The sequence below is a fragment of the Acinetobacter sp. YH01006 genome, assembly GCF_013420445.1.
Taxonomy (GTDB): Bacteria; Pseudomonadota; Gammaproteobacteria; order Pseudomonadales; family Moraxellaceae; genus Acinetobacter; species Acinetobacter pseudolwoffii.
Genome location: NZ_VOYB01000024.1, coordinates 20,335 through 34,092 on the forward strand (window position 1 = coordinate 20,335; position 13,758 = coordinate 34,092).

The 13,758-nt window shown below is 39.5% G+C and carries 10 protein-coding genes, 3 pseudogenes and 1 other annotated feature; of the genes and pseudogenes, 7 read left to right on the top strand and 6 right to left on the bottom strand.

Translation table 11 applies throughout. The annotated features are described in order from the left end of the window. Positions 1-168: 168 nt before the first annotated feature. Positions 169-1,473, bottom strand: a complete 1,305-nt coding sequence (locus FTT73_RS14210) for an RNA-guided endonuclease TnpB family protein (protein ID WP_159138905.1) — start codon at positions 1,471-1,473, stop codon at positions 169-171. 193 nt (positions 1,474-1,666) lie between these two features. After that, complete coding sequence (locus tag FTT73_RS14215; RefSeq protein WP_100535557.1) at positions 1,667-2,542, bottom strand: LysR substrate-binding domain-containing protein; 876 nt, start codon at positions 2,540-2,542, stop codon at positions 1,667-1,669. A gap of 102 nt (positions 2,543-2,644) precedes the next feature. On the opposite strand from FTT73_RS14215, the gene trpB reads away from it, so the two are divergent. Together trpB and trpA are read left to right on the top strand one after the other, a co-directional pair. Continuing rightward, positions 2,645-3,856, top strand: coding sequence for a tryptophan synthase subunit beta (gene trpB, locus FTT73_RS14220; RefSeq protein ID WP_100535558.1), 1,212 nt, complete (start codon positions 2,645-2,647; stop codon positions 3,854-3,856). Beyond that, positions 3,853-4,638, top strand: a complete 786-nt coding sequence (gene trpA / locus FTT73_RS14225) for a tryptophan synthase subunit alpha (RefSeq protein ID WP_180000711.1) — start codon at positions 3,853-3,855, stop codon at positions 4,636-4,638. The genes trpB and trpA overlap by 4 nt, the downstream gene beginning before the upstream one ends. Positions 4,639-4,753: 115 nt before the next feature. On the opposite strand, the gene FTT73_RS14230 is transcribed toward trpA, so the two are convergent. After that, a complete protein-coding gene (locus FTT73_RS14230) occupies positions 4,754-6,274 on the bottom strand; it encodes a catalase (RefSeq protein ID WP_049590605.1) in 1,521 nt (506 codons plus the stop codon). A gap of 141 nt (positions 6,275-6,415) precedes the next feature. On the opposite strand from FTT73_RS14230, the gene FTT73_RS14235 reads away from it, so the two are divergent. The 3 genes from FTT73_RS14235 (at position 6,416) to FTT73_RS14245 (ending at position 9,362) form a co-directional block, all read left to right on the top strand. After that, the gene (locus FTT73_RS14235) at positions 6,416-7,180 is read left to right on the top strand and encodes an AraC family transcriptional regulator (RefSeq protein ID WP_100535561.1); all 765 of its coding nucleotides are present in this window, start codon (positions 6,416-6,418) and stop codon (positions 7,178-7,180) included. 191 nt (positions 7,181-7,371) lie between these two features. Beyond that, positions 7,372-8,283 carry a LysR family transcriptional regulator gene (locus tag FTT73_RS14240; protein ID WP_100535562.1) on the top strand — a complete coding sequence of 304 codons (912 nt, stop codon included), beginning with the start codon at positions 7,372-7,374 and terminating at the stop codon, positions 8,281-8,283. A gap of 86 nt (positions 8,284-8,369) precedes the next feature. After that, on the top strand, positions 8,370-9,362 hold the full coding sequence (locus tag FTT73_RS14245) for a zinc-dependent alcohol dehydrogenase family protein (RefSeq protein WP_159138988.1): 993 nt from the start codon (positions 8,370-8,372) through the stop codon (positions 9,360-9,362). Between the two features lie 368 nt (positions 9,363-9,730). Here FTT73_RS14245 and FTT73_RS14250 read toward each other — a convergent pair whose 3' ends face one another. Then, positions 9,731-10,933: an integrase arm-type DNA-binding domain-containing protein gene (locus FTT73_RS14250; RefSeq protein WP_159138989.1), complete on the bottom strand. Its 1,203-nt coding sequence runs from the start codon at positions 10,931-10,933 to the stop codon at positions 9,731-9,733. Between the two features lie 335 nt (positions 10,934-11,268). On the opposite strand from FTT73_RS14250, the pseudogene FTT73_RS14255 reads away from it, so the two are divergent. Then, positions 11,269-11,693: pseudogene (locus FTT73_RS14255) on the top strand (transposase); the annotation flags it as partial. Continuing rightward, positions 11,544-11,660, top strand: a sequence feature (AL1L pseudoknot). It overlaps the preceding pseudogene by 117 nt. Before the next feature lie 296 nt (positions 11,694-11,989). On the opposite strand, the gene FTT73_RS14260 reads toward FTT73_RS14255, so the two are convergent. Together FTT73_RS14260 and FTT73_RS14265 are read right to left on the bottom strand one after the other, a co-directional pair. Next, positions 11,990-12,562, bottom strand: coding sequence for an HdeD family acid-resistance protein (locus FTT73_RS14260; RefSeq protein ID WP_159139015.1), 573 nt, complete (start codon positions 12,560-12,562; stop codon positions 11,990-11,992). Positions 12,563-12,754: 192 nt separating this feature from the next. Next, a pseudogene (locus FTT73_RS14265) lies at positions 12,755-13,189 on the bottom strand (transposase); the annotation flags it as partial. A 39-nt stretch (positions 13,190-13,228) separates the two neighbouring features. On the opposite strand from FTT73_RS14265, the pseudogene FTT73_RS14270 reads away from it, so the two are divergent. Next, a pseudogene (locus tag FTT73_RS14270) lies at positions 13,229-13,758 on the top strand (IS5 family transposase); the annotation flags it as partial.

Here is a 13,758-nt window from a genome sequence, read left to right on the forward strand (position 1 = left end):
TGTTAATGACATCGCCTAGATCAGACGGTATGCTGATGCTAAAAACACCTTGGGGAAATTGTGCTCGAAATTATTGCCCAGCTCTGCGGCGGTATTGGTCTATTCTTGTTGACATACTCCCACCACTTTCGCTTTACCTCAAGTGGGGGATTCTAAAAGCAAAAGCTCTTAGGCGACTTCCTCACGGATTTCGCTTGCTTTCTGCTTCGCAGGGCGACCTTTACCGCATCGACCCTCCACAGACAAAACGGTATGTCCTACCGCTAAAATGTTGCGAGAAGCGTTAATATCTGCATTCGCAACATATCCACACGAAACACACTCAAACTTTGCCTGAGTGAGCCTATTTTCCTTTGCAATGTGACCGCATGAGCTACAAGTCTGACTTGTATATCTAGGGTCAATTTTAACGAGTAAACCACCTCGCCATTGCTGTTTGTACCCCAACATGCCAACAAGCATTGACCAACCTTGATCTAGGATTGACTTGTTCAAGCCTGACTTGGCTTTCACATTCTTTCCTTTTTTCTCGATTGAGCCTTGTGCTGATTTCGACATATTGGCTACCTTTAAGTCCTCAACTACGATCATTGCGTGTTTTTTGCTGAGAGTTGTGGTGACTTTATGCAAGTAGTCATGCCGAATATTGGCAATATGATGGTGCAGTTTATTGATCTTTAAATTGAGCTTTTTCCAATTTTGGCTGAACTTGGTTTTCTTTCTCAACTTGCGTTGGAATTTGGCTATTTTTACCTGATTGGCTTTAAAACTATTGATCGGGTCGAATACCTGACCACTAGACGCTGTAATTAACTTTTTAACACCTAAATCAATGCCAATCGCTGATTTCGATGGATGGATTGGTGCGTCTATTGTGTTTTCAACACCAAAAGAGATATACCACTTACCAACATGCTTTGAGATTGTGACGTTCTTAATCTCGCCTAAAATATCTTGTGATTTTCTGAATTTCACAACGCCAATGTCATTAGGCAACTTAACCTGATTACCTTTAACCCAACAATATCTGCCAAATTGAACAATACGGATTGAATCATAACCATCAGATTTCTTTTTAAATCTTGGCATGAGTGGTCTAAGCTGAATTTCACTGCCATCGGTCAATTTAAAGAATTTTGGCTTCTTCGCTTTGAATGGTTTTTGCTTTAACTTGGCTTGTTCTTTTTTATCAAAAAATTTAGCCCAAGCATCACCAAGATCACGGACTTTTTGTTGAAGTGAAACGCCATTCGAGCTGTTTTCTAAAAAAGCACATTCAGGTTTTTTGCGTAATTCAGGAATTTTATTGACTAAATTAACTTTGTTGATTCGCTCATTTCTAGCAAGCATCTCAAATGATACAGCTAAAATTTGATTCCAAACAAAACGTGCAGAGCCAAGCAACTTGTTTAAAACAAGCTCCTGCTCTGCATTAGGCTCAAGCCTAAATTTGTACGCTTTGTTGATCTTCATTTCGCATTAAAGCTATTTAGATACAGAAACTTAATGCAAATTATTCTATCATATTGCACTGAAAAAACACCAAAAAAATTCGTGAAATTCACCTTCACCCTGACTGTCGGGTGGAGTCCTCTTTCACACTAAAGATAGGGTATTTTCACTTGAGAATAAGAAGCGATAGAAATGGCTTTTGATTGGGATCCTCTCAACATTGGGTCTGTAACCAATTTACAATATTGATAATCTCTTGATTTGAATTATTTTTCCTAACGATTGCATAGAAGTCAAAGTTGCAATAGGTAAATTCAAACGGCGCAATAATTCTGCCACTTAATATTTCCTTTTCTACCAAAATCTGGGGCGCTATAGCAATCCCCAATCCTGAAACAGCCGCCTCTATCATTAAATTGAGACGATCAAAATATCGATCATTCGATTTAGTCTCAAGGTTTAGATGGGATCGTTCAAACCAGATCTGCCAGGCATTCTTATTGGAATAAGTGTGAAGTAATGGGTGCTCAAAAAGATCATGAATACTAGTGAGAGCATAGCTTTCACCTTTACAAACTGGTCCCATGTTGTCCGGAAATAAAAGAAATTTATCCAAAAACTTAGGCAGCATTTCATCTACATTCAAACTATTGATAAAAATATCAATTTTTTCTTTTTCCAGTAGCTTTAGGTCGTTACAGGTCATCAATTTAATAGAGATATTAGGATAAAGGCTCTCTAGTTTTTCCAGTCGTGGAATTAACCAGTTCGCCATAAAGCTATGAGAGGCACCGATTACGATTTCTACTTCTGACGCTTTGTGAGTTAATTCAAATACACATTCTTCCAGCTCATTGAAGAAGTGAGTACAAAGACGGGATAAGTCTTCTGCATCCTGAGTGAGAGTAATCGTTGATGAATGCCGAATAAATAATTTTTTATCCAACCATTCTTCGAGCTGTTTGATTTGATGGCTGATTGCACTATGAGTGACACACAGTTCTTCCGCAGCCAAGCTGAAGCTTTGATGTCTAGCGACCGCTTCAAATGCTTTAAGTGAATTTAAAGGCGGTAAGGTTCTACGTTTCATGCTGTAAATTTTTCTAACATCATAAATCAAAAATATATCAATTATCAGGAAAATGGAAATCTTTTAAGATCCAATCAATGTTGAAATTTTAAGAGAAAGACAATGACAACTCCTTATATCGGTCAGGGTCCTGATCAAGGTGGTTTTTTCGGTAAATTTGGTGGCTGCTATATGCCTGAAAGCCTGATGCCAGCTCTACAAGATTTAGAACAAGCCTTTAATACCATACGGAATCAACCTGAATTTTGGGCTGAATATCGACAGATTTTAACCGACTTCGTGGGTCGCCCTAGCCCGCTATTCTATGCAAAAAATCTAACTTCCTACGCAGGGGGAGCCAAAATATATCTCAAGCGAGAAGATTTGAACCATACCGGCGCCCATAAGATCAATAACTGTGTGGGGCAAATATTATTGGCTAAATTCATGGGTAAAACCAGAATCATTGCTGAAACAGGTGCAGGACAGCATGGTGTTGCCACAGCAATCGTCTGTGCACTCTTTAAGATGAAATGCACGATCTATATGGGTAAAACAGATATTCAACGTCAGCAACCGAATGTTGAACGTATGAAATTACTTGGTGCTGAAGTACAAGGCGTAAAAAAAGGCCGTGGAACCCTGAAAGATGCTATGAATGAAGCCTTACGTGACTGGATCAGTCATGTCGACACGACTTACTATCTGCTAGGAACTGGTGCTGGCCCGCATCCCTACCCGACTATTGTGAGAGAGTTCCAGAAAATTATTGGCATCGAAGCCAGAAACCAGATTCTTCTTAAAGAAAATAAACTCCCAGATGCTTTGGTTGCTTGTGTCGGTGGGGGTTCCAATGCATTAGGACTCATGCACCCCTTTCTAGAGGATACCAATGTCAAAATGTTTGGAATTGAAGCTGGCGGGAAAGGCACTGATAGTCATGAACATGCTGCCTCGATTTCCAAAGGTCGAGTCGGCGTCTTGCATGGTAATTTGACTTACTTACTGCAAGATTCAGACGGGCAAATTCTAGAGGGACATTCCATATCCGCAGGACTGGATTACCCTGGGGTTGGCCCTGAGCATTGCATCCTGTTTGAAACAAGCCGCGTGACTTATGCAGCAGTCAAAGATGAAGAGGCTGTACATGCCTTTCAACTACTGAGCCAGCAAGAGGGCATTATCCCAGCGCTGGAAAGTTCTCATGCTATTGCCTATGCCATCAAACTTGCGAAAGAAATGCATCCGGAACAGACAATTATCATCAATTTAAGCGGTCGAGGTGACAAAGACTTAGACACAGTCAAAAAGTATCTTGCAGGAGCACGCGCATGAACCGTTTAGATCAAAAACTAATGCAATTAAAACAGGAAAATCGCAGTGGTTTAGTCTGTTATTTTACTGCCGGAGATCCTGATTTTAATGAAAGTTATCGTCTATTTAGTCAATTGGGTCAAGCTGGAGCTGATATCATCGAAGTGGGCATCCCATTTTCTGATCCTGTGGCAGATGGAGAGACCATCCAGGCTGCTCATGTTAGAGCACTCGCTTCTGGTCAGACCGTGCATCGAACCATTGAGCTCGTGAAAGCTATCCGTTTACAGGATGAAACCACCCCGATTATTTTAATGACCTATTTAAACCCGATCATACAATATGGTTTCGAGAAGCTGGTTGCGGATACCGAAAATTTGATTGAGGGGATTCTGATCCTAGATGCCCCTTATGAATATCGGGAAAAATTTAAACAGATATTAAATGAAAAAAATATGCATTTAATTGCAATGAGCGCACCCACTACTCCAGTTGAGCGATTGAAACAAATCTCAGCCAGTGCGACAGGATTTTTATATCATGTTGCGGAAAATGGTCTCACCGGCGGTACTTTAAATCTGACCAATCTTGAAAAAAAGATTGCTGAAATCAAACCAATTTTTAATATCCCGATTGCTATTGGCTTTGGGATTAAAGATGAAAGTCATGTGAAAGCCTTAGCCAATAAAGTTGATCTGGTGGTGATCGGTTCGGCACTGGTGGATACCTTTTTTAAGCAAGGTGTAGACGCCACATTAGAAAAAGTTAAAATTTTTTCACAAATTCTGAAAGAGAAATCTTAGTTTTTCTTTATGATCCTTAATAGAGAATTTATGGCATAAGGTTTTCACCTTCTTATGCTATATTCCATAGTTTACCTCCTCTCCCCCTTAAAAGAGGAAGAGAAAGTAAAATAAATTAAAGAAAGCTTGGCAAACCTTTAGCAGGATCTGTTTCACGTGCCGCTTGAGCATCTGCTACAGTCATACCTAAGGCCTTAGCAACGCCTTGCCCATAAGCTGGATCGCAAGCATAACAGTTGCGGATATGACGGTATTTGATGAAATCTAGCGCATCACCCATCGCTGCGGCCGTGTTATTAAACAGGGCCTGTTTCTGCTCATCATTCATCAAATTGAACAGGGCACGTGGCTGGCTGAAGTAATCATTGTCATCTTCACGGAAGTCCCAGAAATCAGCATCACCGGTAATCTTTAATGCTGGTTCTTTAAACTGAGGTTGTTCCTGCCACTGGTTAAAACTGTTCGGTTCATAATGTGGCAATGAACCATAGTTGCCATCCATGCGGCCCTGACCATCACGACGATTAGAGTTTACAGGGCAGCGTGCAGCATTGACCGGAACCTGTGAATGATTTACACCAACACGGTAACGCGCTGCGTCGGCATAGTTCACTAAACGTGCCTGTAACATACGGTCCGGTGAGTAGCTGATGCCCGGTACAAGATTACTAGGTGCAAAGGCTGCCTGTTCTACATCCTGGAAATAGTTTTCCGGATTGCGGTTCAGCTCAAATTCACCGACTTCAATCAGTGGATAATCGCCCTTCGGCCAGACTTTGGTCAGGTCAAATGGATGATAAGGCACTGTTTCGGCTTCCAGTTCTGGCATGACTTGAACGTACATTTTCCATTTTGGATAGTCGCCACGTTCGATGGCATCAAACAGGTCGGTCTGGCTGCTTTCACGGTCTTTGGCAATCAAGTCTGCTGCTTCAGCATCGGTCAGGTTCTGGATGCCTTGCTGGGTACGCATATGGAATTTCACCCAGAAGCGTTCATTTTGGGCATTGATAAAACTGAAGGTATGGCTGCCAAAACCATGCATATGACGGTAGCCAGCAGGAATACCGCGATCCGACATGACAATGGTCACCTGATGCAAGGCTTCAGGCAATAATGTCCAGAAATCCCAGTTATTGGTGGCACTGCGCTTGTTGGTTTTCGGGTCACGTTTGACTGCTTTATTCAGGTCAGGGAACTTGCGGGCATCCCGCAGGAAAAATACCGGAGTATTGTTGCCAACTAGATCCCAGTTGCCTTCTTCAGTATAGAATTTCAGGGCAAAACCGCGAATATCACGTTCTGCATCGGCCGCACCACGTTCACCCGCCACCGTTGAGAAACGCGCAAACATTTCGGTTTTTTTGCCGACTTCAGAGAAAATTTTAGCGCGGCTATATTGGGTAATATCATTGGTCACGGTAAAGGTACCGAAAGCACCTGAACCTTTGGCATGCATACGACGCTCTGGAATCACTTCACGGACAAAGTTGGCCAGTTTTTCATTCAGCCATAAATCCTGGGCAAGTAAAGGTCCACGCGCACCTGCCGTCATACTGTTCTGATTGTCGACCACAGGGGCACCAGCTTCAGTAGTCAGGTGGGTAACAGGACATTTTTTAGGGTCTTGACTCATACTATTAACTCCCGTTTCTTTTCATTTAAATTGCCGAGAGAAACTTAAGATCTCCATATTCTAGTTTACGCTTAACTAGCGTATTAAAATATTAAACTAAAGAGTGTCTACAAAATCGGTGGCTATTCAGTACATGGTGCCATGGGATTCTTGGTCAACAGTAGCCCAAATTTATTGATAGCACTGAAAGCATTTCAGGAATTTATTCCCACCCGTATCAGCTTTGCACGTTTAAATCTTGAATACACCGAACATTCAGTCAATATATCACTGTATTTTGATTTTCAACTGTCTGAACAGGTACATCGTCTATTGGCTGAAACCTGTGCCGTGATTTTATTTGAGTGTGCTGAATTTATTGTTGGACGCCCTCTCCATGACGCTCAAATCTGTTTTGCGCACGCAGAACCCGACTATCACCAAGCCTATGCGCAGTATTTATCGGGCGCTTATTCTTTTTCCGCACCTGCAATCAAAGCCACCTTTCCTTTCAGTCTATGTCACATTCCGAATGCCTCGGCCAATCAAGACAGTTATTTACTCGCGATGCAACAATGCGAAAGCATGCTACAGCAGCTCAAACCGGGCAAGCAAAGCTATGTGTATATGATAAAAAAAATGATGCTGTCGAGTTCGCTACATGAACTGAGTGAAGACCAAATTGCAGCGGCATTGTTTATGAGTAAACGGACATTGGCACGTCAACTTGCCGCAGATGGCACAAGCTTTAGGGAGATTCGAGATGCAATTTTGTCGGAGCAAGCACGTCGTTATTTAACAGACAGTACTTTATCTGTCGATGCGATTGCAACGCTATTAAACTATCATGACAGTTCTAACTTTAGACGCGCATTTAAGCGTTGGTTTAACGTTACACCGAGCCAATATCGTAATCAATATAGTTAAACTTTGGGTAAAGTTCATTGCATAAGCAGGTGAAATATTTTTTATCATTCAAAATTGACCTGATTGAAGATTAATTTTTTTCTGTATTCATGACCATCCCTGATCGGACGGCTAAACATCATGTCGTTCGAATAAGACCTTTAAATCAGCCATTTGTTATAATTTCGATATTCAATGAATGGCAAAATTAAATGGATCATTTGCAGAAGTTACAGATATATGTGCGTGTGGTTGAAACCCAAAGCTTTACTCACACTGCTGAGACATTGGGTGTGCATCGTCCACTGATTTCCAAAGCCATCAAACAGCTTGAACATGAATTGGGGGTGAGATTACTCAATAGAACCACCCGTAAAGTCAGCATGACTTTAGAAGGTGAAGCTTTCTATCACAAAGCATTGCAACTCCTTAAAGACTTCGATGCTATTTTTAATAGCTTTCAGCCAAATCTACAGACTCAAAATATATCGGGTAAACTGCGCATCAACGTACCCATCACCATTGCCAAAGCCATTCTGATTCCTCATTTGGCAGAGTTTAAACAACAATATCCAAATATCGAGTTGATTCTAGAATCCTCTGATTCCTTAGTGGATCTCATTGATCAAGGTGTCGATTTTGCAATTCGACTCGGCTACTTAGATGACTCAACCCTCATTGCAAAATCACTTGGACAAGTTGAAATGATCACTTGTGCTGCCCCTTCTTATTTAAAAAAATATGGCACACCGCATACCTTAGATGATCTAAAACACCATCAAGCCATCAATTATTTTAGCGGTAAACAACGTAAGGTTATGAATTGGCAATTTATTGTGAATCAGAAACTTGAAGAATATAAATTGGATTCAAGTATTTTAGTCAATGATTCAGAATCATTTTTAAGCGCAGCCTTACATGGTTTGGGCTTAATTCAAGGGGTTCGTCATGCAATACAGCCGTATCTCGAGAATGGCCAACTCATTGAAGTGTTATCAACTTATCAAAATATGCCTAAACCTATTTCTTTGCTCTACACTCACCGTGAACATTTACCTGCACGTATGCAAGTCTTTATAGATTGGATTGAAAGGATATTTGCAAGAGATTGTGATAAAAAATAGAACCAATCTATAAATAGATTGTTTATTTATCTGATCTGTTTGAACCACTATGCTAATTCCATCTGTTAAACATATGGAAAAGAAACATGTCTAAAACTGTGGTGATGCGTGCTATCGGTGGTGCTGAGGTCCTACAAATTGAAGATCTAGAAATTCCTGCTCCCAAAGCACGTGAAGTACAAATGGCAGTCCATGCGATCGGCTTAAATCGGGCTGAAATCATGTACCGTACCGGTAATTATGTGATTGAACCCACTTTTCCTTCTGTACTTGGCTATGAAGCCGCAGGTATCGTTACAGCGATTGGCGAAGGTGTTTCAGAGTTTAGTATTGGCGATGCAGTGAGTGTCATTCCATCTTTTGGTTTTGATGAATATGGTACATACGCAGAACTCATCAATCTGCCAGTCCATGCTGTTGTAAAACATCCTAAAGATTTGACATTCCAACAAGCGGCTGCAAGCTGGATGATGTTTGTGACGGCTTATGGTGCATTAGTACATTTTGGCAACTTACAGAAAGACCAATATGTTGTTATTGGTGCTGCATCTAGCAGTGTTGGCGTGGCAGCAATTCAAATTACTAATATGTTAGGCGCTACCCCAATCGCATTAACTCGTACTAGTGCTAAAAAGCAGCAACTGATAGATCTAGGGGCTAAATATGTGATCGCTACTGAGGAGCAAGATTTAGTAAATGAATTGAATCGTATTACCAATCACCAGGGGGTAAATATGGTGTTTGATCCTGTAGGTGGTCCAGCTGTAGGTAAAATCATGCAAGCTATGGCTAAACAAGGCACATTCTTCCAATATGGTGCGCTTGATACACGTGATATCCAAATGAGTGTTATGGATGTTTTAGGCAAACATTTAACATTACGTGGTTATGAGCTCTTTGAAATTACCACTGATTCCAATGCGCTAGAACAGGCAAAACAATTTGTTTATCGTGGTTTGGAGTCAGGTCAGTTATCACCTTTAATTGACCAAGTCTTTAATTTTGAGAATATCCAAGAAGCTCATAAATACATGGAAACAAATGCCCAAATCGGCAAGATCGTAGTTAACGTTCAGTAATTTAGATGCCCTATACTGCCATCTATAGGGCATTTTAGTTCCAATACAATATTTTTGGTTAGCCGAGTTTCATCATAGATCTGACCACACTCGATGCCGTGATCGGGTTATTTAATGCTGTTTTACTAGAGCATTAAATAACTCAAATCACGGATAATTAGTTTCAGCGGGCATTTACTTTACTAGTTTTCTGTCAATAGATCATGGTTAATATATTAAAAAACTAAGGCTCTTATAAATCGTATAAAATAAATAATACAGAATATAAGTAGTTTACTTTACAATATTTCAGTCTTAATAATGCTTGAATCTAATTTTATATATTTACTAATATATTCTAATTAAAACTTGGATTTCATAACCATTAACTATACAGTACAACTATCAATAAAATCTCCCCACCATTGCATCATTTCCACGCGCTGATTGAAATATTCTGCATGATTATAACTTGCACGGGTTTTATTTTTATCAGTATGAGATAGCTGTGCTTCAATCCAATTTGATTGAAATAAACCAGATTCATTTAATATGGTACTAAATGTTGAGCGTAAACCATGAGATGATAGTTCATTTTTAGTATATCCCATTTTTCTAATAATCAAGTTCAGGGTATTAAAATGAATAGGTTTATGATTATTACGGGGGCTAGAAAATACATATTTTTCGCCATGAGACCAAGCGAGTGCTGATTTCACAACTTCAAGTGCTTGATCAGATAGTGGAACTAAAAAGTCAGGAATATCATGACCTAAAATAACTTTTCTTCTATATTGTTTAATATGTAAGGCCGGTATTTTCCATATTCTTTTATCCAGATCGAAGTGATGTGGTTCAGAAAGCAGTAATTCTCCACCACGTACGCCTGTATATAACTTAAATAATAGGGCTTTTTTAATGATAGGATCTGTATTAATCTGATTCAATCTAGCTAAGAAATTAGATAGTTCATCTGAGTTCAAATGAGGATAATTTTTCTTAATCTTATTATTAACTAATATTTTATGAAGCCCATTTGCAATATTATATTCACAATACCCCATTGCTACAGCATAATCATAAATCTGATTTAAATAACTGTAAGCTTTCTTTACAGGTTCTTTTACATTTCTAGATTCTATATTTTTAATAACCTTAACCAGATCATATCTTTTAACTTCAATAAATGGCGTTAGTCCAATATTTGGATAAATATCCTGATCTAAACATTTTTTTGCAAGCTGAATTACACCGCATCGTGGTTCATCTTCAAAGGAATTTTTAATTTTAAATTCTAACCACTCTTCACAAATATCCTGAAAAGTTTTGATGTCTTTTTTATGCAGCAGTTTATTTTGATAATCATTAAATTTATATTCATCCCGGACTGATCTGGCCTCTTTCAAGGACATTACAGGATATTCGCCCAACTTCATGCGAGGACGTTTATTTGTCCCTACAAGTGAATAGCGGTAACTCCAAGATTTACGTCCATTTGGTTCTATCTTTAAACTTAAGCCGTCATCATCTGCCAGAAAATAGACTTTTTCCTTTGGTTTAGCCTGGCGTACCTTAATTTCCGTAAGACTCATGAATATTTAACCCAACCACAAATGACACTGCGCAATTCAATTATAGCAAATTTAAGCAATTTTCATATGATGCGTATCATACGCATCATATATTTTTATAAGTTATTGTTAAATCTGTTTTATATTTAGAGTGATTGCTTTTTAGTAACCATTTAATTAACCATTGATTCTACAAGTTAAATAAAAAAACCGGCTTAAAGCCGGTTTTTTATCTTAAATATTCAGATCATGATTTCTTCACATCAAAACGGTCTGCATTCATCACTTTTGTCCAAACACAAACAATGAACCGTACCGGGTTTGTCGGAGACTCAATATTCTGAGAGACTATTCCGATGAAAAAACCAACCTATACCCTCGAAATTAGAGAAAGAGCGGTTCAATTACTAATTGAATCTGAAAAAGATTATCCTTCTACTTGGGCTGCAATCACAGCAATTGCGCCTAAGATTGGTTGTACTCCTGAAACACTTCGTGCCTGGCATCAAAAGCATTTAGATCAGCAAAATCCTATTAAAGTACAACAGATATCTGATCAAGAAAAAATGAAGCAAATGGAACGTGAAATTAAAGAATTAAAGCGTGCCAATGAAATTCTACGTAAAGCAGCCGCTTTTTTCGCCCAGGCGGAGCTCGACCGCCCACACAAATAATGGTGGATTTCATCCATAACAATAAAGACTTATATGGTGTTGATGTGATTTGTAGGATTTTACCGATCGCAGCTTCAACCTATTACCGAACTTTAGATCTCGCTGACAAGAGATGGCTCCGTAAATTTGAACAACACCTATAAGTGATAAAATTGCTGGTTCAGTTATTTGGGGTAACTGTTCTAATAACCAGTCTGGTAATTTTTTTAATTCAGTCGGTTGCATTTTTAGTTATCCTATTTTTAATAATTTCAACTTGTTACATACGTTACACAACATAATTTATGCAAGTTCAGTATAAGGAACCCGGCGCAAGTACAAAGATTTTTGACATAAACTGATCACACTTATATTCATCACAAGACATAAAAAAGAGCGCACGGAGCGCTCTTGATGCGAGCTTTTAAAGCTCAGCTGAACTTTTCGGGACTTCATACCGGATATAAGACGCAAATGTCAGGTAATTAATCCCCTGAAATAAAATATCAATCGCCAGAAACAGGCCCAGGACCCAAAACGGTGCATCTGGGGATTGCAAAATCACAATCCCTGCCAGCAGGGTCAAGATGCCTGAAAATAAAGTCCAGCCCCATCCACCCAGAGCGCGAAACAAAAGGCTATTCAAGATCCGGATGATACCTGCAATAATTAGAATAATCGCCAGAATATGGGTCAGGACCACCGCGGTCTGTAGCGGTGTACTGAACGCATAATATCCGGCAAGCAAGTATAAAAGACCGAATAAGGCCCAGAACCAGCGAAAACCGCCATGAAAAATTTTAAATGCAGCAACAAAATGCAGAATCCCGCCGATCATCATCAGTACGCCAAACATGAATACCACGGACAAGGTTGCAAAGGGTAAAGTCGCTAGCAAGACCAGACCAAAAATCACTAGTAAAATGCCCAGCCCCAGATACCATTTTCGCTTTTGATGCAACTGACTACGTACCAAGTCATTGCCTACTGTTTTCATCTTTTCTTCTCAAGTGATGTCTTATTTGACTGATCATACTTTAAAACTTGATTGGCTTTAGAAGAATCTTACGTTTCCTCTTGCATAAAAAAATAAAATTATGTTTTAGTAGCCGATTAACATCGATATAAAGAGGTGGTCCCACTTGTTTGAACAACTAAAAGCTTATTTATAAGTGATATTCTGCTCTAGTTAAGCTACCTTATTTTGTTGTGGTAGCTGGTCATAGTAAAACTCATCTGGAGTCATTTTGTCCAGACTCGAATGAGGTCGTTTCAAATTATAAAATTCAAAATATGCACTCAATTGCTTTTTCGCATCGGTGACACTGCTATAAGCTTTGAGATACACCTCTTCATATTTAACGCTTCTCCATAACCGTTCAACCATCACATTATCAATCCATCGACCTTTACCATCCATACTGATTTGAATGCCATTTGATTTCAATACATCAATAAATGCATCACTGGTGAACTGACTGCCCTGGTCTGTATTAAATATTTCAGGTGATCCATATTTTTCAATCGCTTCATTTAAAGCCGAAATACAAAAATCCACCTCCATACTAATCGATACCCTATGCGCAAGTACCTTGCGGCTATGCCAATCGGCTTTGTTGCACAAACCTATCTGTAAAGGCTTTTTCAGCGATATAATTTCCAAATGAATAAGCCTACACAGAAAATCTACCGCACAACCAATTGGCCCGCATATAACCGAGCACTCATGAGTCGCGGAAATATTGCCATTTGGTTTGATCCTGCTACGCAATGGTATGCGCCATCAAAAGGCAAACAAGGGCGAAATCAAACCTACTCCGACGCAGCCATCCAATGCTGCTTAATGATTAAATCCTTATTCCGTTTGTCTTTACGTATGGTCACTGGCTTTGTGCAAAGTCTGATTAAACTTTGCGGCTGAGCAGCCCCGAATATCAGTGATATTCGTACAGTACGCTTTGTAGAAGACAAAAGCATATTGATATTGCAATCAGCTACCAAAAAAGTAGCGATGGGCTGCATCTACTCGTAGACTCTACAGGCATGAAGTTTCTAGGTGAGGGCAAATGGAAACGCAAGAAACATGGAGCTGAATATCGTCGCCAATGGCGTAAACTACATATTGGTATAGATGCCAAAACCCTACAAATACGCGCTATTCAGCTCACAACCAATAATGTCAGTGATTCACAG